This window comes from Bacillus cereus group sp. BfR-BA-01331, from assembly GCF_022663915.1.
In the GTDB taxonomy this organism is placed as follows: domain Bacteria; phylum Bacillota; class Bacilli; order Bacillales; family Bacillaceae_G; genus Bacillus_A; species Bacillus_A mycoides.
In genome coordinates, this window is record NZ_JAKUGJ010000006.1 from 282,959 (window position 1) to 307,997 (window position 25,039).

Genomic DNA, 25,039 nt, shown 5'->3' on the forward strand with positions numbered 1-25,039 from the left:
AATTTTAAGCCTATAATACTTTCTAATCATATAAAATAGACCGAATCAACCATATGATGGGTTTCGGTCTATTCTCATTAATTTACGTTAATCGTTATTAATTCAGCTACATTTCTATCATTAATCACAATCGCTTTTTTCTCATTATTCGGCAGTAAAATTATATACTTCCCTTTTCTTGGAGTCTTCCAAATGAATTTTCCTTCTTGATTAGTTTTCCCTATCGAAATTACGATTTCTTTGCTAGGCCCAGGTGATTCATCTTTTATAAGCATAATTTCAAAATCTTTCATTGGTTGTTTCTCTTTATTGTGAACATAGAAAGTTATAGGATTACCAACCTTGCTAGCATTTCTCTCATCATTTGCTATACAATTAGACATCAAGATTATGACCAATATACAAAACAAAATCCCAATAGACTTACTATATTTATTCAGACCATTTTTTAATATTATTAAAAACATCGTCCAGCTGTAAGCACTGTATCTTTATTAATTAGTGCTCCTGTACACCCATAAATTTCTCCATTAGTATACTGAGTTGCTACATGGACTATAGCGCTATACGGATATGAAGTTGTATCATTGACCCTCATTCGATCATTTATTCCTATAACAGAATAGGTAAGAATATTAGATGAATAATTTAACTTAGTGTTTTCCAATAAATATCCCCCAATCTTCCCTACCATGTTTACGCCCTTCAAACGAAGGCGAAATAAGATCTTCTCCTCTTAGATCATTACTATACAAAGATTGTTCTTGAAAAAGTGCTCTTTCTCCCTCATTCGAAACTGATGTCCAAGGTACATCTTCTGCATATACCTTCTGATTCATCACAAATACTATTCCAAAAAAGACAAGTAGAACACCAAGACCACAAAGAAACAACCTACCTCTTATAGAAATAAAGCTATACAATATAACTTACCTCCTAATATAAAATGATAGTAAATAATTGAGGATCCCTTTATAAATTCTAATTTTTCTTTTCTTAGAAGTCAATGTAATTAATAATGATTATCATTATTAATTATATTGACTTAACAAAACGATAAAATTATTTACATTCTTTACTTTGAGTTAAAGAAACTTAGTTCTTCCAAGGATTCGGCTGTAAAGAAAAGGAGTTAGGTGGGAGATCAACTTCCCGTAAATGCCCAATTGGTGATGGTTAATAATCAGCGGGGATAATATGACTAATGTAATAAATCTACTACAAACAATTCATTTCATCTACGAATGAATTAATCCATCGTTCCATTGTCATACTTCCTATAACCTCTTTGTAAAACTATAATCCATTTCTCCACCTAACGCTTTAGGTGTATCACCAGTTTCTCTAAAATCATGTGTATAAATTTGTTCAAATGAACCGAAATCTACTTGCTTATAAAATTCGAAACAAGGGAATCCATCATGTTCTCCTTGAATATCGATACTACCATCCTTGTTCACACATACAGTTAATAAATAGTCCACAGGAGGGGCATACACATTTAACGGATTACTAGCGCTTGCACTCATTTTGAATTGCACACCATCAGAATTCCATGAAATATCCGTACACACAATATTTTCAGTACTCGCTTTTCCTGTTCTTTTATTCACAGAACCATCTGGATTTGTGACCTTCTCTGTCGTAATACCCGTGTTTGCATATGAAAACACTTCTTCTTTATAAAAGTCCACTACTACCTCTTGCTCAACTCTAGAGCGCATAGTATTTACCGCATGTGGTGTAAATTCACGTGAATCACCTTCAAACTGGATTACTTTCCCTGTTTGTGCATCCTTCCGCGGTTCTGTCCAAGACATTGGAATAAATACACTGGCTCTTATTTTAACGATATTCGTCATAAGAAACACCCCTATAATTCTAATTTTATATACTGCATGCTATTGAATAAAATAGACCACAATTTCAATCCTAGAACCAATAGCTTTCTCTTTTACGTTTGCTACTTCCTTCTAAAAAATAGCGCTATATTTATATCTAGATTTTCGTTTTAAAGCTATATTCCATTTCTCCAGCTAGTGCTGCTGGGGTATCATCCGTTTTTCTGAAATCATGTGTATATATTAATTCAAATGAACCAAAGTCGATTTGTTTATAAAATTCATAGCAAGGAAAACCATCATGTAAACCTTCAACATGCACAGTACCACTTTCATTAACTCGTATAGTCAAAAAATAATCAGCTGCAGGTGCTGCCGCGTTTAACGGATTACTTGCACTTGCTCTCATTTCAAATGAAACTTCATCTTCACTCCATACAATATTTGTACATGCAATGTTTTCTGTACTTGTTTCTCCTTTTTGATACTCAATTGAGTCATCTGGATTTGTAATTTTCACAGTAACGATACAAGCATCTGCATATGTGAAAATTTCTCTTTTATAAAAATCAACAACCACTTCTTGTTCTAATCTTGAACGCTTTGTGTTCACAGCGTATGGTGTAAATTCACGTGCATCTCCGGCATATTCAAACACTCTTCCCGTCGCAGGATCCTGAATAGGTTTCAGCAAAGCATACGGTGCAAATACACTCCCTCTAATTTTAACGATATTAACCATGTGAAACCTCCATAATTCATTGATTTTATTTAGATAAATCATTATTTGTTCTATTACTATTATATAGTCAATTTGATTGACTATATCCTGTATAGTACAATAGATTCTACTTATAGTCAATTCAATTGACTATAAGCAAGGAGGTTATATACATGACTCATCAAACACTTAACGAACTAGATCTTACTTCACTTTTATCACTATCCTTCAGTACATTAATTACTGAACTACACGACAAATTAAGTGAATTGGGATTTGAAGATATTAGGCCCGCACACGGTTTTATGTTCAAACGTATCCTTCCTAATGGAGCAACCGGTATAGAACTAGCTGAATATTTAGGGGTTTCAAAACAAGCCATAAGTAAAATGGTAGATTCTCTTGAGAACAGTGGTTATGTCACGCGCCAAACGCATCCTACTGATAAAAGAGGTAAAATTATTGTTTTAACCGAGCGTGGTTTAGCAGTAATGAAAGCAAAAGAAGAAATAGTAGCTGAAATAGAACAACGATGGATTGCAAACATAGGTGCAGAACGAATGCAAATGCTTAAAGAGGATTTAACAACATTCGTTACTAAAGAAAATACAGGAAAATTATCATCGAGCATACGACCTGTTTGGTAAACAAAAACTCCATATAAAAAACGAATCCACTTTGATTATTCTTTTTCAAAATGGATTCGTTTTTTACAGCTTTATTAAAATCATTGATTCCTTTAAATTTTGTTTTAAATATATGGGATACCCATATTTTATACATTATATAATTCCGTAACTCTCTGCACGATCAACTCTGCCGTATTCGCCTCTGGCGGCATCAACAAATTTGTAACCGGCCCATACACAACAGGATTTAATTCCACCTCATACCCACCATATGCATACTCCTCTTTTGTCGGTAAGTAACCAATATATCCATTCGTATAGCCACCAAAGAAAGCTAGTTCATTTTGGACACTCTCTTTCATTTCTAAAGCGGTTTCTGAAAAAGGTTCCATCGGTATTCCAGAGAATATCCCATCATTAATTTGAAACAATTGAATTTCTAAATCAATACTTACTTGCTGAATGTTTCTCCTATGCTTTTCTAAAACGATAGTAAGCCATTCTTCAGTATTCACACCCCACTGCTTCTCAGCTAATTGGGCCATTCTTTTTATCTCTTCAATTTCTGGAATATCCTTTAATTTCATTTGCATCGTACTCGAAATAGTTCTTAGATTTACAATTGGTCTATATGTAACTGTTGGTAATATCGTTAACACATGTCCACTGATTACGTAAGCCATTTGTTTTAATGCTTCCTGTGAACCACGATACTTCGCATTCACATTTCCAGTGGCACCTTGAACAATAATAACAGGACAGTTTACTATTTTCTCCAGAATCCCTCTCGTCATTCCAGGATAATCTGCTGATAATACATCGCTATCCCCTTTTAAAACATTCGGATGAGCAGTACAAAATACAATGACCCCAGCTAACTCCTTTGACTCAGCATTTCTCATTGCTAAAACACCAATTCGTTTATCTACAATACCCTCTATATTTATGCCCATCTTTGCTTTTCCATCAGGTGTCCTCTCTCTTCGGTTTACTCCAATATCACCTGTCGTAACATCCCACCCAACTTCACATGGCGTCATGTTGGTATTTGCAATAACAGCACCTTGCACTACATTATTTAGTAAAATCGTTTTATACGACTTTATTAAAGGATGATTACCAACCGTTTCCGGACCAGAGTGTGTATGTGTATAAACAACTGTTATTCGCTCAACTGGTATATGAAGCTCACTCGCTACTCGTTCACGAATAATATTCGTATCTTCTACTAACATCCCGATATTATCAATGCTTATAAACGCAGTCTTCATTTCATCTTTTTCAAACACAAAGACCGTCCCGTAAATACGCTCTTCAATATTATTAATTCCTGTATCTCTATGATATCCGATAAAATCAATACCTAAGGGTGGTGTAATATCCACCTTACATACCCCTACTTTGCTCATTTGAATCGCTCCATTTCTCTATGTAAATCCCTCTCTTCAAGAATAGCATATTTACCATTTTCAAAATAAAAAGAACGGACAAGAAATTCTATGTCCGTTCTTTTCATCACACATACTTCCGATGCACCATCTTCCCATCATAAGAAAATACAACACCCTTACTCTCCACCATCGACTCCATATGCACTGTTCTTCCCCATAGCTGATGAAGATACGGTAATACTTTTTCTAAGTATTTTAAATCTAACTCAATTCCTTCATAGCTATGTTTAATGTACAATTCCCCATTCTTTAAGTAGTCTCCATCTTCTACTACTAAGTACGGGAAACCTCCATTTGTGCGCATATTTACGAGTTGATCGCGTACATGTTCCCACTCTTTATCAATTACTTTATATTCTTTACCTTGGCGCTGGAATAAGTACATATCTTCTCTCATTACGAGTTCTTTATTTAAGTAGTTTCTTAGGAACGATACGTCCCATTCAATTTCTCGTACTTCAAACATTTTCTCACGACCAGAACCTGGCTTCACACCGCGCCGCTTCATTTCTTCTGTCGGGTTGTTATAGCGTTCTTCAATATCTTCAAACATCTTAATACCGAGGTAGTATGGATTAATGCTTGTTTTTGATGGCTGTACGACACCTGCATTTAATTTCGCAAATTCAATTGCTTCACCAGATGTTAAGTCCATTTCACGAAGTATACGTTGATGCCAGTACGAAGCCCAGCCTTCATTCATGATCTTCGTTTCAAGCTGTGGCCAGAAATATAACATTTCCTCGCGCATCATCGTTAATATGTCGCGCTGCCACTCTTCTAGCTCACGGCTGTATTCTTCAATAAAGAGTAGTAAATCTTTTTCTGGTTGCGGAGGGATTTTCTTCTTTTTATGCATATTAGGTCGTTCTCTCTTTTTGTTTCGATCATCTAAATTCCATAAATCATCGTACTGTGATATCTTTTTCTTTTCTACATCCTCTTCTAAATCTTCAATACTCCATGCAAGTTTCGGGCGCATAAGTGACGGGTCAATATGTTCTTGAATGGCAAGTACTGCATCCAAGAACGTTTCTACCTCTTCTTTTCCGTACTTATGCTCATATGCTTTTACACGTTCAGCTGTTGCTGACATGCTCTCCACCATATCACGTTTCGTATTAGAAAAACGAACATTATTTTTGAAGAAGTCACAGTGCGCTAAAACGTGCGCCACGATTAGTTTATTTTGAATTAAAGAATTCGTATCTAATAAAAAGGCGTAACATGGATCAGAGTTAATAACGAGTTCATAAATTTTACTAAGTCCTAAATCGTATTGTAATTTCATTCTGAAAAATTGCTTTCCAAAACTCCAATGTGAAAACCTCGTCGGCATCCCATATGCACCAAATGTATAAATAATTTCCGCTGGACATACTTCATAACGCATCGGATAAAAATCAAGCCCAAATCCAGTCGCAATTTCCGTAATTTCCGCAATCGCATATTGCAGCGCTTTATCTTCACTTGCTCTCATTATTTTCCCTCCTTACACTTTCCCTTAAGAAAGTGTATGATGAGGAACAAGCTTTCATGAGGATTGATTGCATAATAAAAAGACACCCTCTTAAAAAACGAGAATGCCTCTTTCTAATTAACCTTCAATAATCTCCATCTTCTCCGTAATCGGCGTACGAGCTTTTCCTTCTGGTGCTTTATCGAAATAGCCGATATGAAGAATTCCAATGACGCGTTGACCTCTTGTTAAACCGATTCCTTCTATAAATAGTGGATTGTAGTTTAATCCACCTGATTTCCAAACGCACCCTAAGCCGCGTTCCCAAGCAAGTAATTGGAAGTTTTGCATAAATGCACATGTTGCAGCGTAATCTTCGTCACGTTGAATTTGACGCGGATCTTCATTAATGTAAACAACGATTTGTGCAGGTGTGCTTAAGAAACGATCAGATAAAATCTTGCCGCGTTTCGCTCTTTCTTCTTCTGTGAAAGAGTTTAATACTGCGTCTACTAATTTCTGACGGCCTTCTCCAATGTATAATTTACAATTCCATGGTTCACGGTGTTTATGATTCGGTGCCCATGTTGCGTCGTTTAATAGTTCAATTAATAGCTCTTTTTCTACTGCTTTATCTGTAAATGTACGAACAGAACGTCTTTCTTTAATAACGTTTGCGATGGAAGTATATGTAGTCATATTTTTCTCTCCCTTATTTTTATCTATATGTATAAGTTTTTTATTGATATTGATTTTCAATTTCGATTATAACCTAGTTTTTCACTATTAATCAATGTTTTATGTTGGAAAACCATGAAAAACTTCTTTTTATACTGTGAATAAAAAAACTTAACTTGTTCACAAGTTTTTCACATTTTATGGAAATGATATGTGTAAGTTTTCCACATTACCCATCTAGGAGGAGTTTACATGTATAAGAAAATCGCAGTAAGTATGACTATGGCAGCATTATTGTGCGGGATATCTGTCTTTCCTGCTTCTGCTTCCGCTGCCACGCCAAAAGAAGTAACAATGCACCATCATAAGCCTATTTCAGAAGAAGAAATGCAGTCGCTCGAAAAACTCGGCTATAATAAACATGAAATTTGGAAAGCTGCCCACATTGCAAGAATAAGTAAAAAAGAAATTAAGGACGTTTTAGCTTACTATAAGCAAAATAAATCTTGGAAGAAAACAGCCGAGCATTTCGGTGTAGATCCAAGTAAATTGAAAAAGCATCATATGAATAAAGAAACGAAAAAAGCACTACTGCAAGAATTAGCAAACATGCACAAATCTACACCTGATCAGCTAAAACAAAAAATGAAAGAGTATAACATCGGCTTACGTCAGCTCGCGGTATTAACAATCATCGCTCAAAAAAGTAATACCCCTCTCGATGATGTACTAAAAATGAAAAAAGATGGCATGGATATTAAACAAATTGCGGAAAAATTAAATGTTAAAAAAGAAGATATACGAGCAGAGATGATTAAATTAGTACAATCTATTAAAGAAAAGAAAACAAATTAATATGCCAAAAAGGAAGAGATATTCATTACTCTTCCTTTTCTTTATCCCGCTATTTGTGGGCAGTAAAACTCCCACCTCAAAATTCTGCTGGAGCAAAGAGGTTAGGTTGGAGTCGGGCTGCCCGTAAAAGCCCGATTGGTGCGGGCTAATAATCAGTGGGGAATGAACAAAATCCCACTGATTAAAGTTTCACTTTATGAACTTTCAGTTTTCAAGTATAAATTCCCGTCTTTCCCAAAAACTAACACAAGTAAATGGTGCATGTCAGGGGTGAGAAAATGTTTCGTTCAACATCTAAAAAGAATAAAAAAACAATCTGTTCCATTCCCGAGTTTATCCACACGATGAAAGAATCTAGTGATTTCGTTTCTTATAACGTAGTAGACGATGGGACATTATGTTTGTTTTATTATAAATCTACAGTAGAATCACTTATTATTAATCGATTCATTTTAACACCTATCAAAAAAGAATTAGATCACATTCAAAATATAAGTGACATAGCAAATATCGTCACACTTGAGGAGATTATCACCAATCCTTCTATTGATGATATCCGTGAAAAACTGTTAGGTGGATATGTACTTTTGCAGCTAAAAGTTAATTCCAAAGCAGCCGAATATGCACTTCTTCGCGCTGAAAGTTTAGCTTTAGGTACACGATTATATAACGATACAGAAAATGAATATAGTGTAATCGGTCCCAAAGTCGGATTCGTTGAAAATATTGATACAAATACACACTTACTTCGCCGAAGTATTATAACGGAGCAATTAGTTTTTAAAGAAGTTGTAGTTGGCTCTATATCAAAAACAAAGGTCATAGTTGCTTACATCGAAGGCATTACAAATGATCAGCACGTCAATACTGCGATGCAGCGCCTACAGGGCATTGACTTTGATGTTCCTTTCGATGCGACTATGATCGAACAATTTATTAGCGATAATAGTAACTCTCCCTTCCCTGTTTTACTACCTACAGAGCGCTTAGATCGTTCTGTTTATGCACTCATTAATGGCGGTGTTGTCATTTTAACAGATGGTTCACCCTATGCATTAGCTGGACCGGCGACATTACTCGATTTCTTCGTATCTCCAGAAGATTATTATTTACCATGGATAGCAGGCTCATTTCTTAGATTGGTTCGTTTTTTCGGAGCAGCATTCTCCCTATTTTCATCAGCTATTTATACAGCTGTATTAACGTATCACTATCAAATGATTCCCGCAGATTTACTTGGACCAATTATTTATTCCCGAGCCAATGTACCATTCCCACCTGTTTTGGAGGCACTTTTTTTAGAAATTACAATCGAATTACTGCGCGAGGCTGGAGCTCGTTTACCGACTAAAGTTGGTCAAACGATTGGTATTGTTGGGGGGATTGTCATTGGCCAAGCATCTGTTGAGGCTGCTTTAACGAGTACTATTTTATTAATTGCGGTTGCGTTATCTGCGCTTGCTTCTTTTACAACACCAACAGTAAAAATGTCTTCCACTATCCGGATATTACGATTTCCCCTCATCATTTTAGCTGGAGCATTTGGAGGTGTAGGGCTAATCGTCGGATTTGTATTCATATTAGCTCATTTAATTCGCTTAAAATCACTTGGATCACCTTATTTATTACCTTTATATCCATTTCGCGGGTTAGGTACAGCTGAAGGGCTCCTTCGTCTTCCATTTAGTCAAACTGCAGGACGGGCTTCTTTTCTAAGACCAAAGAAGAAATGGCGCTATGATCCAAACCAAGCGAAAGAAAAACGCGACGGTGAGGAAAAATGAAAAATATTTTATTACGCTTTTCCATTATCATTTTAATTTTTCTATCCGGCTGTACACAACCTAACATAGTAGATACACAGCGGATTATTCATGTGGGTGGATTCGATATAACGAAAGAGAAGAAATTTCGTGGGACGATTCTCTATCCAGATTACACAAAAGGAGTGCAATCAAAACCAGAAACTCAATCCACTACCGCTGGTACCATTGAAACAATCTCTTCACTTCTAAACGCAAAATCACCACATACGATTGCTGTAGGTCAAATGCGCGTTGTCCTATTTGGAAAATCATTCGGTGAACGTGGAATCGGAGATATTATTAACAACTTACAACGTGACCCTAACATTGGCCGAGATGTGCAGCTAGCGCTTGTAGACGGTTCAACAGAAGAATTACTTAAACATGTCAAAACAAATGGATCGCTATATCTATCTGATTTATTGGAGCAAAATATAGAAACGGAGACAATCCCTCGGATGGCCTTAAATATTTTTCTATATGATTTTTATTCATCTGGCTGCGATCCATTTCTTCCTTACATTCAAGTTGCAGAAGACAAGTCTGCTTCCATTAAAGGACTCGCTTTTTTAAAAAAGGATAAAGTAGCTATGTATACAGATAAAACAGGATCTTTTTTATTTAAATTACTCATTAATCCAACTAACAATGGACGTTACGAAGTTCCGATACGTCAAGGTAAACATAAAGGCTTAATCGCAACCCAAAACTTATCTGGAAATAGTGTTTGTTCCCTTTCCGAAGCCGGTGACATTCCGAAAGTTCACATTCGACTGAAATTAAATGGACTTATAAAAAATGCCCCTGACTGGCTTGATTTATCAAAGAGCGAAAATGTAACTTACGTAAAAAAACATGTAGAAAAGACACTTGAAAAACATTTAAACGAATTAATAAAACAATTCCAAGAAAAAGAAATCGATCCAATCGGTATACGTGAAGAAATTCGTAGTCACTCAAGAAAATGGAGCATGAAACAAATTCAAGAAATGTATCCTAGCGTAGACGTTGCAGTTAATGTGAAAATTAATGTCGTACAATCTGGTATCGGAGAATAGTGAGGTGCTGTAATGGCTGGACAAGATAAAACACATACTGTTTCCCCTTATTTCACATTTCTTCTATTACACTCCCTTCAAATTGGAGTAGGTGTGTTAGGTTACCAAAGGATTATTGCACAATATGCCGGTTATGATTCTTGGATTTCTCTTATTGTTGCGGGCATTGCAACTCATATCGTGCTATTTTGCATGCTTAAAATGTTAGAAAAAGATAATGATTTAATGAATATTCATACGACATGTTTCGGAAAGTGGACTGGAACATTTTTGTCCGTATGCTTTGCTGCATACCTTCTATTATTTTGCCTTACTGTCCTTCGTACATATATTGAAGTCATTCAAGTTTGGGTCTTCCCTACAATTAAACCGTGGAAATTAACTTTATTATTTTTACTTGTGACTTACTACGTAATTAAAGGTGGTTTTCGCTCTGTAACAGGAATGTGTTTTTGGGGCGTCGTAATACCGATTTTCGTCCTATTTTTCTTAGTTTTCCCAATGAAATACGCGCATGTCCGTAACATTCTCCCAATTCTAACTCATTCACCTTTAGAAATTCTAACTGCAGCGAAATCATCTGCATTAGAATTTCTTGGATTTGAAGCAATTCTTATTTTTTATCCATTTATAAAAAAAGAAAAATCATTAAATAAATGGGCGCATGGTGGTATTGCTTTTACAACAATTCTATACGTAATACTAGCCATCGTTTCCCTTATGTACTATAGCCAAGGACAACTACATCATACAATTTGGCCAACATTAACAATGCTAAAAATCATAAAGATTCCTTTTATCCAAAGGTTTGAGTACATCATTATTTTCATATGGTATCTTATTATTTTACCTAATCTTTGTTTAACAATTTGGTCTTCTTGTTGCATTAGTAAAAGGTCTTTTCATGTACCATTTAAAATTACACTTCCATTTTTTATTGCAGCTATATTTATTTCATCCTTATTTTTCACAAACCGTGAAAGTATTAATACATTAAATACAGTACTGTCTCAAGCTGGTTTATATATTGTATACGCTTATATCCCAATTTTATTTCTATTCCATTCACTACGATGGCGCTTCAAAAATCAGTCGAAAAAATCTTCACCCGACACACCATGATATTTGATACAATTTGGTTAATACATTTGTAAAGGGGACAAGCGAATGAAAAAGTATGTATTTTCTTTACTTGCAGTACTGAGCCTAATTCTTGCTGGATGCGGAAGTACTAGTACAAATGACAAAAAATCTTCTGAATCAAAAAAAGAACATGATCATGCCACGCACACTCAGCAAGCTGATATTCAAGAAAAAACAAAAGGAGTCGACACACTCCCTACCTTTCTAGACAAGCTTGATCCGCAAATGAAAGATATCTACACTGTCGCTGGACAAAATGCAGAGCTATTAGATTGGATTCCATGTTACTGCGGTTGCGGTGAGAGTGTAGGACATAAAAACAATAAAAACTGCTTTATTCGTGAAATTAAAAAGAATGGTGAAGTTGTTTGGGATTCCCACGCAACAACTTGTGTCAACTGCCTAGAAATCGCGGTTGAATCGGCTTCTATGAAACAAAAAGGAAAATCAACGCTCGAAATTCGTAACTATATCGACAATAAATACAAAGAAGGCTATGGCAAGCCAACACCTACGCCAATGCCAAAAGCATAAAAACGAGGAAATCCCTCGTTTTTCTCTTTTCATTCACCTTTTTTCTTAACAAATTCTTTCAAGTGTATTTCTCCTTACTTGTCACACACTATATATAACTCCTCGGTAAGGAGGGTACACAGTGCAAACATATAACGACTATGATAAAGCTCTCTATTACACGTATTGCTGTAATTGGGATAAATTACTCGTTCTCATGGTTCAAACGAACGATCAATTATTTTCTAAGCGTATTGAGCATTTTTTACACGCTTATCAATACAGTAAAGAACTACCAGAAGTTGATAAACAATTGCAGCTCCTATTTCAATATATTGACCACGCATCCCAAAAGTCACATGTAGAAGAAGTAGAGCAAATTCAAATGTAAAATATAGCGCTATTCTCTTTATGAGAATGGCGCTTTTTAAAATGTTCATATCAATAAATGTTTCTCCTCATAAAACTTTTATTGATAAACATATTTTTTCTTTCTTTTCCCTACTACTTCATACTATAATTTAGTATGTAACTATTATAAGTGAGGTATAAAATATGGGACGAGAAAAAAAGCAAGAATATGCTTTACTTACTGCATGGGGAGCTTCGTTTATTGCTACATTAGGAAGTCTATACTTTTCCGAAATTATGAAATTTGAGCCTTGTGTCCTTTGTTGGTATCAACGTATTTTTATGTATCCATTTGTTTTATGGCTCGGTATCGCTGTAGTAAAGAAAGACTATCGCATTGCAAGTTATTCTTTACCAATCGCAAGTATTGGTGCTTGTATTTCTTTATATCACTATGCAATTCAAAAAATCGCAGCATTTTCAGCTGCTGGGGCAGCTTGCGGCCGCGTACCTTGTACGGGAGAATACATAAACTGGTTCGGCTTTGTGACAATCCCGTTTTTAGCACTTATCGGCTTTATCACAATCGCTGTTTGTAGCTTCATCGTAATTAAAAACAAATAAGGAGATGAAAGAATGAAAAAAATGCTTATATTTGGCGGTATTATTATCGCCTTGTTTGCAGCAATTTTCGCTGTAACACAAATGGAAGAAAAAAATGCTTCAACAAGCCAAAAAATTGATAATGCTACTGATAGTAAGACAAATGGCCCTGACTACTATACAAATAAAATCTCTCTTTCAGATCTCCAAAAGAATTTAAAAGAGAAAAAAGAAGAAACAGTATACTTTTATCAAACATCTTGCGTTCATTGTCAAAAGCTATCTCCTATCGTAGTACCAATGGCTAAAGACTTGAATGTTGATATGAAAGTTATGGATATTGAAAAATTAGATGCTCCTTGGGATGAATATAAAATTAAAGGAACTCCAACAATCATTCATTTTAAAGATGGTAAAGAAGTGAGCCGTATTAGCGGCGAACAACCGGAAGACAAATTAAAAGAGTGGCTTGAGCAAACGAAAAAATAATAAGAAAAGGAAACTCCTTCTATACATGAAATGCGTGTAAACTCCCACACTAATGTATAAGGAGGGGGTTTTATGCCAGAAGTGAAATGCTCTGTTTCCAATTGCTCATTTTGGGGACAAGGTAACCTTTGTCAAGCAAGTGCAATCGTTGTTCAACCTGATGCACAAGAAGCAGGTCAAATTGAAAACAGTTCATATACAAACGCTACTTTAACAAACGAGACGCTTGAAAGTTCTGTAACAACGAGTGTAGAAACGTGTTGTCATACATTTAAACCGAAATATTAAACGTAAAAGCATACGATTAGTCGTATGCTTTTTTACATTCCTCTCCAAACATCATGCATCATAAAAAAGTACAAAATAACGAGAAGGACCGTCCCGCATAAAGTAATGCGTCGATATACACTCTTCTCCCCTTCCCTCGCTTTAACAAATGCCCAAATAAATCCGACGAACAATATTAAATCAATATATGGAACATAAAAGGAAAAGACGAGTAACGCATATAAATACACGATAAATAAACAAGTCGTGATTAAGAAAATTTTAAATGCAAATTCACTTTTCATAATGTGACCGCCCCCCAGTCTGTACTGTATTATATTCAGAAAAACATAATAGTTGCTGTTTCAATTTTTTCATCTCACTATTTACAGGCGCTCGATTGGTATGAAATCATTAAAACCAACTAAACTTCATCACAAATAAGCTACCGTCTATTTACGGTAGCTATTACGGGACATTATATTTCCGTTTATATAGGTTACTTAAAATCGAATAAGGTAATTGTTCATAACGAATTTTTTCTCCTGTTTCATCTACAATATACAAATTGTTTCCTATATAATAGGTTCCATCTTTTCGTTTGGAATACACTGTGTATCTTTCATTTGGCAATACTGTTTTTACTTTCGTCAATTGTCCATTTGGTTCTTGCCAATATATATTTACACGATCTACTAACGTAAGCATTCCAATTTGTTCTTCTTCTACTTTACGACCATTCCAGCTCACAACACGATAACCTAGCTTATATGCTTCATATTCGGGACTCGTATGAAAACGAGAAATAATTACTTTCGTCTGTAATTGTACCCGGTCGTATAACCATTGTATGTCCCGATCGTGCATGCGAATACAACCATTCGACTCCCTGCTTCCAATCGTCCATTCCCGATTTGTTCCATGAATTGCATATTCCTTTTTATCTAGACCTAACCACCTCGTACCGAGAGGGTTATTCGGAGCACCCCCAGCTATTTTTTTACGATGGTATTCTTTATTTTTATATTTAGTTATAATACAAAAATTACCCTCAGGCGTCGGGGTCCTGTCTCTTCCTGTCGTTATCGGAAATGTCTTAGTATAGTTTCCATCTTCAAAAAAAGACAGCTGATTCGTCGTAAGGTTAACTAATATTAAATGATCTGTATTAGCAAAAACGCTAGCTGGCAGGCAGAAAAATAGGATTACGATAAACCATACTTTCTTCATCTAAATCCTCCCTAGCACTAACATCATAATAAAGTGAAACTTTACTCGGTGGGAGGGTTTGTCCATCCCCTACTGAATATTAGCCTTCACCAATCGGGCATTTACGGGCAGGTATCTCCCACCTAACTTCCTTGCATTCGCCGAATTTTGAGGTAGGAATCTTACTGCCCGCAAATAGCGGGATAAATGCAATTAGCTTTACTTTGCTCTTATAAATGAAAACTATCCATTCACAATTACTCCACCATTTACATGCATCATCTGTCCCGTTACATATGCCGAATCACTAGACGCTAAATATACATATGCAGGCGCTAATTCATACGGCTGACCAGGCCTTTGCATAGGAACATTACTCCCAAACTGTGATACTTTTTTCTCATCAAAACTGGATGGAATAAGCGGTGTCCAAACTGGGCCTGGTGCAACACCATTTACACGAATTCCTTTTTGTACTAACGACTGAGATAACGATCTTGTAAAAGCGACAATTGCTCCTTTCGTTGCAGAATAGTCGATCAACGTTTCATTTCCTTCATACGCAACGATAGATGCCGTGTTTATAATTACATCCCCTTTCTTTAAATGAGAGAGGGCTGCTTTTGCAACATGAAAATAAGAAAAAATATTAATACGGAACGTTTTTTCTAGCTGTTCCGCTGTAATATACTCTAGTCCTTGCTGCGGATATTGCTGTGCGACGTTATTCACAAGAACATTTAGCCCCCCTAGCTGCTGGGCGGTCTCTTCTACAATCTCTTTACAATGTTGTTCATTACTCAAATCTCCCGGCAATAATACACAATTCACGCCTTCTTTTTCCACAAGTTGTTTCGTCTCAGTTGCATCTTCGTCCTCATCTAAATAAGCAATCGCAATATTTGCTCCTTCTTTTGCAAAAGCGATAGAAACAGCTCTTCCAATCCCGCTATCTCCTCCTGTAATTAATACATTTTTTCCTTTTAACTTTTCACTTCCTTTATAATTTGGATCTTCAAACTTTGGAAGAGGATTCATTAACGATTCAATACCAGGTTGTTTATTTTGATGTTGTGCTGGCATTGTTAAAAAGTTTTTTTGCTGCGGCATAACTTCCTTCAACTCCTTTCCCCTTATAATGCGCACAATAAAAAAAACTACTTACACATTAAAAAACCGAAATTCACACACAGTTTTACGATTAATATTCGAATTTACGACATAAAATATGAGTTGTTCTAAAGTTTTTATGCAAAACTATTGCAAAATAGTTAAAAAACGAATATTATATATAACTGTTGTGAAAATTATTCGTAAAAAGAAAGGATGTTTATATGTTTAACCTTTCAAAACATAAAACTTCTATTAAAACTGAAATTATGGCAGGTATTATTACCTTTTTAACAATGGCATATATCATTGTCGTAAACCCTGTCATCCTTGGGGATGCAGGTGTTCCGTTTGAACAAGCATTTACAGCTACTATTATCGCCGCTGTTGTCGGAACATTATTTATGGCAATCTTTACAAACTTACCAATCGCAATTGCACCAGGTATGGGATTAAATGCTTACTTCTCTTACTCTGTTGTAAAAGCTCATGAAGGCATGACTTTCGCGATTGCATTCTCTGCTGTATTCGTAGCAGGTATGATTTTAATTTTGTTATCATTCACATCTTTCCGTACGAAATTAATGGAAGTAATTCCTGAGAACTTAAAACATGCACTTACTGCTGGTATCGGTCTTTTTATTGCTTTTATCGGTTTGCGCTTAACGGGAATTGTTACAAAAAATGATGCAAACTTAGTTGGGCTTGGCGATCTTCACTCTGCTCCAGTTCTACTAGCATTAGCTGGCCTTGGAATTACAATTATCCTTATGTCTTTAAATATAAACGGGGCACTATTTATCGGAATGTTATTAACTGGTATTATCGCTTACTTCACAGGTCAATTAACATTTTCAAGCGGCGTTACATCAATGCCTGGATTACCAGAAGGAATTATCGTTTCAAATCCAATTACTGCTGTATCTGATGTAATTAACTACGGATTATACGGCGTTGTGTTCTCATTCTTCCTTGTTACACTATTCGATACAACAGGTACACTACTTGGCGTTGCACAACAAGGTGGATTTATGAAAGATGGAAAGCTTCCAAAAGCAGGACGAGCTCTTCTATCTGACTCATTCTCAGCAACAATTGGAGCTATGTTCGGAACAACACCATCAACAGCTTACATTGAATCATCTGCTGGTGTTGCAGCTGGTGGTCGTACTGGTTTAACAACTGTTACAGTAGCTGTTCTATTTGCATTAGCAGCATTCTTCGGACCGTTAGTGAGCGCTGTTTCTGGCGTTTCAGCTATTACAGCACCATCACTAATTATCGTTGGTAGTCTTATGATGGGCTCAGTTCGCCACATCGATTGGGATACATTCGATGAAGCATTCCCAGCATTTTTAGTAATCTTAAGCATGCCACTTACATCAAGTATCTCAACAGGTATTGCACTTGGATTTATTTCATACCCACTTATGAAAGTGGCAAAAGGACAATTCCGTGCTGTTCACCCACTTGTGTATTTATTCGGGATCTTGTTCGCTTATCAATTAGTTTTCTTACCACATTAAAATCCCTCGTTGTGAGGGATTTTTTATTTACAAAAAAACATTTGACAACAGCATACACTTATGGAATAATTCGAAATAGTTAAATATTCGATGTCTTATCAAGAGCAGGTGGAGGGATGAGCCCTACGAAGCCCGGCAACCGACCCATTTATGGGCACGGTGCTAATTCTTACAACACATTGTGTTGAAAGATAAGAGTAATATGATAAGACGTCTTTTCTATATGAAAAGACGTTTTTATTTTCACTCCCTCCTCTCTTTTCTTAATTTAGGAGGGATTTTTTTATGAAAAAATTATGTTCCACCGTACTCATTATTCTCTTACTCGCATTAACAGCTTGCACAAATGAACAAGATGCTATCTCTTCACAAAAGCAACAAACGGTGAAGAAAGAAGCTACTACAGCAGCAAATCATTTACAAACAGAAATTCCAAGCCAAGTAAAAAACCCATTAAAAATCGCATTAATTATGCAAATGTCCATCGGAACTTTTTCCTCTCAATATATTGAGGGTGTCAAAAAACAAGTCGAGCTATTCGGCGGCAGTGTGCAAGTCTACAATTCTGATAATGATTTAGCAAAAATGGCAGCAAATCTAGATACTGCTATTAATTCAAAAGTTGATGGTATTTTAATTGATCACGGTCGCTCTGAAGCACTAAAACCCGGAGTAGAAAAAGCATTACAAGCGAATATTCCTGTAGTTGCATTTGATAACGACCTACGCTTACCAGGCGTAACGATTATTGATCAAGATGACTATAGTCTTGCATGGAAATCATTAAAAACGTTAGCGGAAGATCTGAATGGACAAGGGAATATCGCCGTCGTATGGGTTGGCGGATTTGCTCCAATGGAACGTCGCAATGTTATCATTGATGCTTTTTATAAACGTTATCCAAATATAAAAGAAGTTGCACGCTTTGGTACCGCTAGTAATAACACACCACTTGATACGCAAACACAAGTAGAGGCTTTACTAAAAAAATATCCGAAAAAAGGTGATTTACAAGCTATTTTCGCTTCGTGGGATGAGTTTGCTAAGGGGGCCGTCAAAGCACTCGAACAAGCTGGTCGTACAGATATAAAAGTATACAGCATTGACTTAAGTAATGAAGATTTACAACTCATGCAAAAAGAAAATTCACCTTGGACTGCTACGGCTGCAACCGATCCAGCTGAAGTCGGTAAAGTTCAAGTGCGTTTCTTATACAAGAAAATCGCTGGTGAACAAACGCCAGATATTTATTCACTAGAACCTTATTTAGTAAAGAAAAATAGTTTGCCACAAGAAAATATAACGATGGATCAATTATCAAAACATATAAACGGTTGGGGAGACTCGAAAGATGCATATTCACCTTGGATGAAAAAATTAGAGAAGGAGAAAAAATGATGACATTCTCTCTTCAAAACATTACACATTCTTATCACATCTCTACCCCTGTACTAGAAAATGTTTCTATTAACATACAAAAAGGAAAAGTTCACGCTTTACTAGGAATGAATGGTGCAGGAAAAAGTACTTTACTAAAAATAGCAACTGGTGAAATTCAACCCGTTGCTGGGAATATAAAAATTGATAATCAGTCTATTTCCTTTACTTCACCACGCGATGCAAAAAAGCATGGTATTTCTTTCGTAACACAAGAAGTGGATCACGGACTTATTCCTGGATTATCTGTATTAGAAAATGTACTAATCGATCATTTAGCAATGCAAAATAAAGTACTATTTTCAAAGTCAAAATTAGTCTCACTCGCTAAACAACATTTGCAAACTGTACAGGCTGATTTAAATGTTTCGGAAGATGTTTCAAACTGCTCATTACATGAAAAACAATTACTTCTTATCGCAAGAGCTTTATCCAACAATACAAATTATCTTTTATTAGATGAGCCTACTTCTTCTCTTGGACCGAAAGAAGTTGAAACCTTCGGGCAACTATTAAAAGATTTAACATCGAAAGGAATTGGCATCATCTTAATTTCTCATCGTTTATCAGAGATTCGAAATTTCGCGGATGATGTAACCATATTACATAACGGTAAAGTTGCAATTTCTGAAGCGATTACAAAGGTTACAGATCAACAAATTGTGGAAGCGATGACTGGAAAACAACTTACACTTCCTATTAATAGAGCGCCAAAACGAGGGAACGAAGAATTATTTAAAGTACAAGAACTTCCATTACACAAAGACCATTCTCCTCTTTCTCTCACCGTACGGAAAGGTGAAACTGTTGTGATATACGGATTAATTGGCAGTGGCAAAACAACACTTGCTGAAACGTTATTTGGTACTCATCATACTTATCACGCAGAAATAGATGGTCAAACAATAACAATTAAAACACCGCGAGATGCGATTAAAGCAAAGATCGCACTTGTACCAGAGGAAAGAAGAAAACAAGGCGTATTTCTTTCGGAAGATATTATAAGCCACACTAATTTACACCAATCAGGTTGGAGACGAAAGCAAACCGAATTAAATAATGCTACTACAGCAATTTCTTCTTTCAGCATTTCACCCAATGACCCAAAAGCATTTATTCATTCACTTAGCGGTGGAAACCAGCAAAAAGTCTCCATTGCAAAGTGGCATGGATTCAAACCGAATCTATTTCTTTTGGACGAGCCAACTAAAGGTGTAGACATAGCTGCAAAACAAGACATTTTTCAATTCATTCGCAACATTACAGATGGCGGAAGTTCCGTAATTTACTTCACAGGAGAACAAGATGAAGCACTACATATCGCTGATCGCATTTTTATACTCGCAAACGGAGAATTTGTAGGTGAATACTTACCAGACGAACTATCTCCTGAACAGCTTTTACATTTATCTGAAGGGAGTTATTCCATTGAATCTCGTTCATAAAACAAAAACTAAGAAACTATATTTACCTACTCATCTTTTTTATCAATTTAGTACGATTGCTATCATTATAGGTGTTACAATTTTCTTCTCTATCGTCAACGATTCTTTTTTAACATACAACAATATTAGTGATATTTTACGTTCCATTTCTATCGTAACGTTACTTGCAATTGGTGTTACCTTTACATTAATTGTAGATGGATTTGATTTATCAGTCGGCTCTACCGCTAGTTTAGCAACCATTGCCGCTGCTTCCTGTCTCATTTTATATCGACAAGAACTATTAGTCACACTCCTTGTTCCTATTCTTTGTGGGCTATTAGTTGGATTATTAAATGCACTACTCGTTATCCGCATTAAACTACCAGATTTACTAGCTACATTAAGTATCATGTATATCGTGAATGGACTACACTTAACATTTTCAAAAGGATCTTCTATTTATGAAGGAATGTCTGGTGCCAAAGGACATTTTATTCCATCCTTTTTATTTATCGGTCAAGGTTCTGTGTTAGGAATTCCAGTCCCTGTCATTATCATGCTTATCGTCGTTTTAATTGCATATGTATTTTTAGAAAAAACAACGTACGGTCGTTTCTTTTATATGACAGGTGGGAATCGAGAAGCTGCTAGACTAGCTGGTATTCCTACTGATCGTTACCGTGTATATGCTTATATGATTAGCGGTTTACTTGCCTCTATTGGCGGTATTATTCTATGTAGCCGCGTTGGAACAGGACAAGTTTCAGCTGGCGCCCCATTATTAATGGATGCAGTTGCAGCTGCCTATATCGGTTATGCAATGTTCGGTGCTAAGAAACCAAATGTCATCGGAACATTTCTTGGTTCCGTATTAATTGGAATCATATTAAACGGCCTTACAATGATGAACGTTCCTTATTATGCGCAAGATATCATTAAAGGCAGTATTTTAATTGCAGCTTTAGCCTTTTCATTTATTAAAAAGAAGCGTAAATAAAAAAGTAGCGCATCGAATTCCGATGCGCTACTTTCCTTTTGCAACAATCAAACGAACTACTTTCAATGCAAGAAGTAAAAGACCGTTCACAATCGCTGCAATCCCTAAGAAGACCGCTATCATCAGCTCTTCCATTCCGTTATTCAATACAAACATAACAGAAGAAATGACAGCCAAAATAAACAATATTAACGTTGGTATATATTTAATAACAGGCTTCTTATATGATTTTTTTGAAAGAAGAAACGTAATTAACAACGTCATAATGAAAACAAAAGATTGCCCGTAGTTAACCCTCACTACTAGCCAATCACTTGACTAGCAGGGCTTACTGATATATTTAATTCACTTTGGTTATAATTGGTTAAATAAATCGTAACAGTTAGTTACCCTTTATATACATTTTCCATATGTATCACCTCTCCACATACTTTTATCCATATTACACCATTATATTTATTGAATATTGCCATCAAGTAGTCGTATTGTCCTCTGGCAGTATGCAGCTACCTTTTGATCGTGTGTTACAACTAGTACCGTTTTTCCTTGTTTATTAATTTCTTTTAAAATGCTCATAATTTTTTTCCCGTTTTCTTGATCAAGAGCACCAGTCGGCTCATCTGCTAGGATAATTTTTGTATCTTGCGCTAATGCTCTTGCTATCGCCGTTCTTTGCTGCTCTCCTCCTGATAACTCGTAGGGATATTTGTTAATATGTCTCTCAAGCCCTACCATTTCCAGCATTTCTTTTGATATTTGCATACGTTTCTTATGAGAAATCCTTCTATATACAAGTGGAAGCATTACATTTTCAATAATTGTATAATCATCTAGTAGCGAAAAGTTCTGAAACACAAATCCAACTTCCTTATTTCTATACTTATGATAGTTTGATTTTAATGTACTAGTATCCATGCCATCTAAAAAATACTTCCCAGTAGAAGGGCTATCAATTAAGCCAATAATGTTGAGAAGAGTAGATTTCCCCGAACCAGATGGCCCCATAATAGCTATCATTTCACCTTTCTCTATTGTAAGATTAATATCTTTTAAAGCACTAAAATTACTCTTTCCGAAGTCCTTAACCACATTTGCGAGCTGAATCATCTATAACACCTCTTTCATATATGTATTTTTTATTTTTAATACATTGAAGTAAATAATTGCATATATAATGAGCATCATTATAATTGATAACGCACTTATAGCAATTAATGATTCTTTAGAAACTTTTAACGTTCCAAAAAAAGATACCGTGCTATTCTCGAAATCTTTCTGAATATTAATTATTCCGCTATTATCCCATTGAAAATACATAGTTCCTATACATATTGATAAGATGAATAGCAACATATACTCAATAATAAACGGAAGACATATTTGAAAAGTACTTGCTCCTAATGCTGATTTAATAGAAATATTTTTACGCTCCATATAAAGCGCTGCCATTGATGTTAATAAAATAGATATAAATGAAAAGGATAAGACTGTACCGCTTAATAATAAGGGGTATGACATATTATCAATGCCTTGCTTTTCGTTTTCTAACAATTTATTCGGATTTGTAACATAATACGAATACCCCTTACCTTCTGTTACCTTTAATACTTTCTTTTGAAATTCATTTATATCCATTTTCTCATTTATTTCTATAATTAACCCATTATATAAAAGTTCTACACTGTGGAATTCTATTTCTTCTGTTCCAATGGGTAAAATAGCCATGTTATCTAATAATGTAATACGATTGTCTAATATTTCACCACTCCTAGGATGTGTAAAGGGTGAATTTTTTTCTAAAAAACCAATTACTTTTAGTTTCGTTTTTCCAGATGGTATGACATCACCAATAGATACTTTTTCTTTATAATTAGCACCTAATATAACCGGCCTAATATTGAATACTGATTTATGAAATTCCCATTCCTCAAAATATCTTCCTTGTGAAAGTCGTATATGAAAATATTTATTAATACCTTTATCAACAAGCAGAGTCTTTATCGTTTCATTTTCTTTATTTAAGGTAAATGAATATTCACGAAACAAATAATTTGTTGTATTTGTAATTGGTATCGTATTAGATAAACTTTGAATGAAATGTTGATAGTCATTTTTTGCTTTTTCTTCGCTAAACAACGTTATATCTTGTGTTGCATAAAGTTCATAGAAATTGTCATTAGTCGATAAACCGTTTGCTACTGTCATCATTTTTCGATATCCCGAAAGGTTACTAATAAATTCTATAGCTGAAGAAAATGCAATAACTAAAGAAATTACTATAATCACACTCGGTAACAGCCGTTTTTTCATAGACCGTATAGAATCAAGTATAAAAAACATGAAGACCTCCTATGTTCTTAAATGTTTTCCGGGATATATATTTATAATGTGCTTGATCGGAATTAAAGTAACAAACATTGTAAGAAATATTATAAAACCAACATTACATATCAATACATATAGTGTTAACGGTTTTGATAAGTATGTCTGAAAATACGTATGAATTGTTCCAGAAAATATTTCTAAAGTAAGAAAAACCAACAACATCGCTGCTAGAGAAACCAACAAAATTTGAATATATAGTTCGCAGTAAATAGATCTATTAGACGCACCTACTGCTTTTTTTAACGAAATCTCCCTTTGTTTCTTATAAATCCAAAATAAGACTGCGGAAATGCCAGAAACTATTGCAACAAGAATAAACTTATAATAATATTTATTTGCTGAATCTATATCTGTTACATTTAGTTCCTGAAGATCTCGTTCATTCAGTATTTGAACCTCTCCCGAAAGCACTTCTTTGCTCCTATTTATAAACGTTTTTATTTCGTTATGAATAGATGATGTAGGGTTAACAACTGTTAATTGTAATTGTTTACTAGCGATAATACCTTTTTTAGATATATTAGGTAAGTTTTGAAGTGGAATGTATATGTCTGATACACCGACATCACTGTCTTTCCTCGATACAGTTCCTATTTTTTTATATGTATCATCAAATTCATATAATTCCTCTACATTTGTTTGATCACCAACAACCATATCACTTGAATTTCCACGATAAAAATATTGCCCTTCAGAAATATATGGCTTCCAATAATAATCATCTTTTAAGTTCAAAGCTATAATTTTTATTGCACCTGAACTATTCAATGCTTTTAAATTCTCTACGTAAATATCACTTTTTACAAAAGTATCTTGAATGAAAGGAATGATTGATTCAAGCTCTGTTTCATTATCTATAGGAACTGTTAACATTTGATTCTTTTCTGGAAAACCGATTTGAAAAGCAGATATGAAATTTCGTTTAGATTCCGTTAAAAGCGCGGCAACTGATATAGAAAGAAAAGAAATAAAAAATGACATAAGAAGAATTATGGAAAACAGTTTGTTGCTTTTTATATTTTTAAAAGCTAAATACATACTTTGGCTCCTTTTAAATAAGAAGGAGATGATATACATCCCCTTCT

27 protein-coding genes, 1 pseudogene and 1 riboswitch are annotated in these 25,039 nt (G+C 35.1%); of the genes and pseudogenes, 14 read left to right on the forward strand and 14 right to left on the reverse strand.

The window, feature by feature from the left end:
- Nucleotides 1–77 precede the first annotated feature (77 nt).
- The 4 genes and pseudogenes from MR155_RS14175 to MR155_RS14190 form a co-directional block, all read right to left on the reverse strand.
- On the reverse strand, nt 78–467 hold the full coding sequence (locus MR155_RS14175) for a DUF2606 family protein (protein ID WP_242310274.1): 390 nt from the start codon (nt 465–467) through the stop codon (nt 78–80).
- Nucleotides 464–926 (reverse strand): annotated as a pseudogene (locus tag MR155_RS14180) (DUF2606 family protein); the annotation flags it as partial. The pseudogene MR155_RS14180 and the gene MR155_RS14175, both read right to left, overlap by 4 nt.
- A gap of 351 nt (nt 927–1,277) precedes the next feature.
- Nucleotides 1,278–1,862, reverse strand: a complete 585-nt coding sequence (locus MR155_RS14185) for a DUF3238 domain-containing protein (RefSeq protein WP_219299964.1) — start codon at nt 1,860–1,862, stop codon at nt 1,278–1,280.
- A 136-nt stretch (nt 1,863–1,998) separates the two neighbouring features.
- Nucleotides 1,999–2,583, reverse strand: a complete 585-nt coding sequence (locus tag MR155_RS14190) for a DUF3238 domain-containing protein (protein WP_219299966.1) — start codon at nt 2,581–2,583, stop codon at nt 1,999–2,001.
- Between the two features lie 152 nt (nt 2,584–2,735).
- Here MR155_RS14190 and MR155_RS14195 point away from each other — a divergent pair, with 152 nt between their 5' ends.
- Complete coding sequence (locus tag MR155_RS14195; RefSeq protein ID WP_002087475.1) at nt 2,736–3,209, forward strand: MarR family winged helix-turn-helix transcriptional regulator; 474 nt, start codon at nt 2,736–2,738, stop codon at nt 3,207–3,209.
- Between the two features lie 128 nt (nt 3,210–3,337).
- Here the strand turns inward: MR155_RS14195 and MR155_RS14200 are convergent, their stop codons facing one another.
- From MR155_RS14200 to MR155_RS14210, 3 genes are all read right to left on the reverse strand, one after another.
- Nucleotides 3,338–4,600, reverse strand: coding sequence for a neutral/alkaline non-lysosomal ceramidase N-terminal domain-containing protein (locus MR155_RS14200; RefSeq protein ID WP_242310276.1), 1,263 nt, complete (start codon nt 4,598–4,600; stop codon nt 3,338–3,340).
- 106 nt (nt 4,601–4,706) lie between these two features.
- Entirely contained in the window at nt 4,707–6,122 is a 1,416-nt protein-coding gene (gene spoVR / locus MR155_RS14205) for a stage V sporulation protein SpoVR (protein ID WP_113936751.1), read from the reverse strand.
- Nucleotides 6,123–6,239: 117 nt separating this feature from the next.
- Nucleotides 6,240–6,800: a nitroreductase family protein gene (locus tag MR155_RS14210; RefSeq protein ID WP_113936752.1), complete on the reverse strand. Its 561-nt coding sequence runs from the start codon at nt 6,798–6,800 to the stop codon at nt 6,240–6,242.
- A gap of 231 nt (nt 6,801–7,031) precedes the next feature.
- Here MR155_RS14210 and MR155_RS14215 point away from each other — a divergent pair, with 231 nt between their 5' ends.
- The 9 genes from MR155_RS14215 (at nt 7,032) to MR155_RS14255 (ending at nt 13,884) form a co-directional block, all read left to right on the forward strand.
- Nucleotides 7,032–7,634, forward strand: a complete 603-nt coding sequence (locus MR155_RS14215) for a hypothetical protein (protein ID WP_242310278.1) — start codon at nt 7,032–7,034, stop codon at nt 7,632–7,634.
- Nucleotides 7,635–7,912: 278 nt separating this feature from the next.
- On the forward strand, nt 7,913–9,418 hold the full coding sequence (locus MR155_RS14220; RefSeq protein ID WP_219299972.1) for a spore germination protein: 1,506 nt from the start codon (nt 7,913–7,915) through the stop codon (nt 9,416–9,418).
- Complete coding sequence (gene gerYC, locus MR155_RS14225) at nt 9,415–10,497, forward strand: spore germination protein GerYC (protein WP_242310279.1); 1,083 nt, start codon at nt 9,415–9,417, stop codon at nt 10,495–10,497. Before MR155_RS14220 ends, gerYC begins: the two co-directional genes overlap by 4 nt.
- A gap of 12 nt (nt 10,498–10,509) precedes the next feature.
- Nucleotides 10,510–11,619 (forward strand): GerAB/ArcD/ProY family transporter, encoded by a 1,110-nt coding sequence (locus tag MR155_RS14230; protein ID WP_219299976.1) that lies wholly within the window; start codon nt 10,510–10,512, stop codon nt 11,617–11,619.
- Nucleotides 11,620–11,664: 45 nt separating this feature from the next.
- Nucleotides 11,665–12,174 (forward strand): PCYCGC domain-containing protein, encoded by a 510-nt coding sequence (locus MR155_RS14235; protein ID WP_219299978.1) that lies wholly within the window; start codon nt 11,665–11,667, stop codon nt 12,172–12,174.
- Between the two features lie 121 nt (nt 12,175–12,295).
- Complete coding sequence (locus MR155_RS14240; RefSeq protein WP_001195459.1) at nt 12,296–12,544, forward strand: YhdB family protein; 249 nt, start codon at nt 12,296–12,298, stop codon at nt 12,542–12,544.
- Between the two features lie 164 nt (nt 12,545–12,708).
- Entirely contained in the window at nt 12,709–13,128 is a 420-nt protein-coding gene (locus MR155_RS14245) for a disulfide formation protein C (RefSeq protein ID WP_000532269.1), read from the forward strand.
- Between the two features lie 12 nt (nt 13,129–13,140).
- A complete protein-coding gene (locus tag MR155_RS14250) occupies nt 13,141–13,596 on the forward strand; it encodes a thioredoxin family protein (protein WP_016093295.1) in 456 nt (151 codons plus the stop codon).
- A 72-nt stretch (nt 13,597–13,668) separates the two neighbouring features.
- Nucleotides 13,669–13,884: a DUF1540 domain-containing protein gene (locus tag MR155_RS14255; protein ID WP_002029883.1), complete on the forward strand. Its 216-nt coding sequence runs from the start codon at nt 13,669–13,671 to the stop codon at nt 13,882–13,884.
- Nucleotides 13,885–13,916: 32 nt separating this feature from the next.
- Here the strand turns inward: MR155_RS14255 and MR155_RS14260 are convergent, their stop codons facing one another.
- From MR155_RS14260 to MR155_RS14270, 3 genes are all read right to left on the reverse strand, one after another.
- Nucleotides 13,917–14,168: a hypothetical protein gene (locus MR155_RS14260; RefSeq protein ID WP_002029881.1), complete on the reverse strand. Its 252-nt coding sequence runs from the start codon at nt 14,166–14,168 to the stop codon at nt 13,917–13,919.
- A gap of 163 nt (nt 14,169–14,331) precedes the next feature.
- Nucleotides 14,332–15,093, reverse strand: coding sequence for a L,D-transpeptidase (locus tag MR155_RS14265; protein ID WP_219299980.1), 762 nt, complete (start codon nt 15,091–15,093; stop codon nt 14,332–14,334).
- Between the two features lie 222 nt (nt 15,094–15,315).
- Nucleotides 15,316–16,182, reverse strand: coding sequence for an SDR family oxidoreductase (locus tag MR155_RS14270; protein ID WP_219301278.1), 867 nt, complete (start codon nt 16,180–16,182; stop codon nt 15,316–15,318).
- Nucleotides 16,183–16,406: 224 nt separating this feature from the next.
- Here MR155_RS14270 and MR155_RS14275 point away from each other — a divergent pair, with 224 nt between their 5' ends.
- The 4 genes from MR155_RS14275 to MR155_RS14290 all read left to right on the forward strand — a co-directional run bounded on the left by MR155_RS14275 (nt 16,407) and on the right by MR155_RS14290 (nt 21,569).
- Nucleotides 16,407–17,708, forward strand: coding sequence for an NCS2 family permease (locus MR155_RS14275; RefSeq protein ID WP_002029878.1), 1,302 nt, complete (start codon nt 16,407–16,409; stop codon nt 17,706–17,708).
- A gap of 92 nt (nt 17,709–17,800) precedes the next feature.
- Nucleotides 17,801–17,906, forward strand: a riboswitch (SAM riboswitch).
- A gap of 87 nt (nt 17,907–17,993) precedes the next feature.
- Nucleotides 17,994–19,106 carry a sugar ABC transporter substrate-binding protein gene (locus tag MR155_RS14280; RefSeq protein WP_002134502.1) on the forward strand — a complete coding sequence of 371 codons (1,113 nt, stop codon included), beginning with the start codon at nt 17,994–17,996 and terminating at the stop codon, nt 19,104–19,106.
- A complete protein-coding gene (locus MR155_RS14285) occupies nt 19,103–20,590 on the forward strand; it encodes a sugar ABC transporter ATP-binding protein (RefSeq protein ID WP_242310281.1) in 1,488 nt (495 codons plus the stop codon). The genes MR155_RS14280 and MR155_RS14285 overlap by 4 nt, the downstream gene beginning before the upstream one ends.
- Nucleotides 20,574–21,569, forward strand: a complete 996-nt coding sequence (locus tag MR155_RS14290) for an ABC transporter permease (protein ID WP_001054974.1) — start codon at nt 20,574–20,576, stop codon at nt 21,567–21,569. The genes MR155_RS14285 and MR155_RS14290 overlap by 17 nt, the downstream gene beginning before the upstream one ends.
- Before the next feature lie 27 nt (nt 21,570–21,596).
- Here MR155_RS14290 and MR155_RS14295 read toward each other — a convergent pair whose 3' ends face one another.
- The 4 genes from MR155_RS14295 to MR155_RS14310 all read right to left on the reverse strand — a co-directional run bounded on the left by MR155_RS14295 (nt 21,597) and on the right by MR155_RS14310 (nt 24,992).
- The gene (locus MR155_RS14295; RefSeq protein WP_242310283.1) at nt 21,597–21,833 is read right to left on the reverse strand and encodes a sugar ABC transporter ATPase; all 237 of its coding nucleotides are present in this window, start codon (nt 21,831–21,833) and stop codon (nt 21,597–21,599) included.
- Between the two features lie 192 nt (nt 21,834–22,025).
- The gene (locus MR155_RS14300) at nt 22,026–22,676 is read right to left on the reverse strand and encodes an ABC transporter ATP-binding protein (RefSeq protein WP_219299986.1); all 651 of its coding nucleotides are present in this window, start codon (nt 22,674–22,676) and stop codon (nt 22,026–22,028) included.
- A complete protein-coding gene (locus MR155_RS14305) occupies nt 22,677–23,909 on the reverse strand; it encodes an ABC transporter permease (protein ID WP_242310285.1) in 1,233 nt (410 codons plus the stop codon).
- A gap of 9 nt (nt 23,910–23,918) precedes the next feature.
- Complete coding sequence (locus MR155_RS14310) at nt 23,919–24,992, reverse strand: ABC transporter permease (RefSeq protein ID WP_219299990.1); 1,074 nt, start codon at nt 24,990–24,992, stop codon at nt 23,919–23,921.
- Nucleotides 24,993–25,039 lie beyond the last annotated feature (47 nt).

Bases quoted from the DNA above. Each gene is read 5' to 3' on its own strand.
- MR155_RS14305 (WP_242310285.1), bottom strand. From the start codon at position 23,909: ATGTTTTTTATACTTGATTCTATACGGTCTATGAAAAAACGGCTGTTA.
- MR155_RS14275 (WP_002029878.1), top strand. From the start codon at position 16,407: ATGTTTAACCTTTCAAAACATAAAACTTCTATTAAAACTGAAATTATG.
- MR155_RS14245 (WP_000532269.1), top strand. From the start codon at position 12,709: ATGGGACGAGAAAAAAAGCAAGAATATGCTTTACTTACTGCATGGGGA.
- MR155_RS14285 (WP_242310281.1), top strand. From the start codon at position 19,103: ATGATGACATTCTCTCTTCAAAACATTACACATTCTTATCACATCTCT.
- MR155_RS14235 (WP_219299978.1), top strand. From the start codon at position 11,665: ATGAAAAAGTATGTATTTTCTTTACTTGCAGTACTGAGCCTAATTCTT.
- MR155_RS14200 (WP_242310276.1), bottom strand. From the start codon at position 4,600: ATGAGCAAAGTAGGGGTATGTAAGGTGGATATTACACCACCCTTAGGT.
- MR155_RS14230 (WP_219299976.1), top strand. From the start codon at position 10,510: ATGGCTGGACAAGATAAAACACATACTGTTTCCCCTTATTTCACATTT.
- MR155_RS14210 (WP_113936752.1), bottom strand. From the start codon at position 6,800: ATGACTACATATACTTCCATCGCAAACGTTATTAAAGAAAGACGTTCT.
- MR155_RS14310 (WP_219299990.1), bottom strand. From the start codon at position 24,992: ATGTATTTAGCTTTTAAAAATATAAAAAGCAACAAACTGTTTTCCATA.
- MR155_RS14190 (WP_219299966.1), bottom strand. From the start codon at position 2,583: ATGGTTAATATCGTTAAAATTAGAGGGAGTGTATTTGCACCGTATGCT.
- MR155_RS14295 (WP_242310283.1), bottom strand. From the start codon at position 21,833: ATGACGTTGTTAATTACGTTTCTTCTTTCAAAAAAATCATATAAGAAG.
- MR155_RS14265 (WP_219299980.1), bottom strand. From the start codon at position 15,093: ATGAAGAAAGTATGGTTTATCGTAATCCTATTTTTCTGCCTGCCAGCT.
- MR155_RS14260 (WP_002029881.1), bottom strand. From the start codon at position 14,168: ATGAAAAGTGAATTTGCATTTAAAATTTTCTTAATCACGACTTGTTTA.
- MR155_RS14300 (WP_219299986.1), bottom strand. From the start codon at position 22,676: ATGATTCAGCTCGCAAATGTGGTTAAGGACTTCGGAAAGAGTAATTTT.
- MR155_RS14280 (WP_002134502.1), top strand. From the start codon at position 17,994: ATGAAAAAATTATGTTCCACCGTACTCATTATTCTCTTACTCGCATTA.
- MR155_RS14175 (WP_242310274.1), bottom strand. From the start codon at position 467: ATGTTTTTAATAATATTAAAAAATGGTCTGAATAAATATAGTAAGTCT.
- MR155_RS14270 (WP_219301278.1), bottom strand. From the start codon at position 16,182: ATGCCGCAGCAAAAAAACTTTTTAACAATGCCAGCACAACATCAAAAT.
- spoVR (WP_113936751.1), bottom strand. From the start codon at position 6,122: ATGAGAGCAAGTGAAGATAAAGCGCTGCAATATGCGATTGCGGAAATT.
- MR155_RS14185 (WP_219299964.1), bottom strand. From the start codon at position 1,862: ATGACGAATATCGTTAAAATAAGAGCCAGTGTATTTATTCCAATGTCT.
- MR155_RS14215 (WP_242310278.1), top strand. From the start codon at position 7,032: ATGTATAAGAAAATCGCAGTAAGTATGACTATGGCAGCATTATTGTGC.
- MR155_RS14195 (WP_002087475.1), top strand. From the start codon at position 2,736: ATGACTCATCAAACACTTAACGAACTAGATCTTACTTCACTTTTATCA.
- gerYC (WP_242310279.1), top strand. From the start codon at position 9,415: ATGAAAAATATTTTATTACGCTTTTCCATTATCATTTTAATTTTTCTA.
- MR155_RS14255 (WP_002029883.1), top strand. From the start codon at position 13,669: ATGCCAGAAGTGAAATGCTCTGTTTCCAATTGCTCATTTTGGGGACAA.
- MR155_RS14220 (WP_219299972.1), top strand. From the start codon at position 7,913: ATGTTTCGTTCAACATCTAAAAAGAATAAAAAAACAATCTGTTCCATT.
- MR155_RS14250 (WP_016093295.1), top strand. From the start codon at position 13,141: ATGAAAAAAATGCTTATATTTGGCGGTATTATTATCGCCTTGTTTGCA.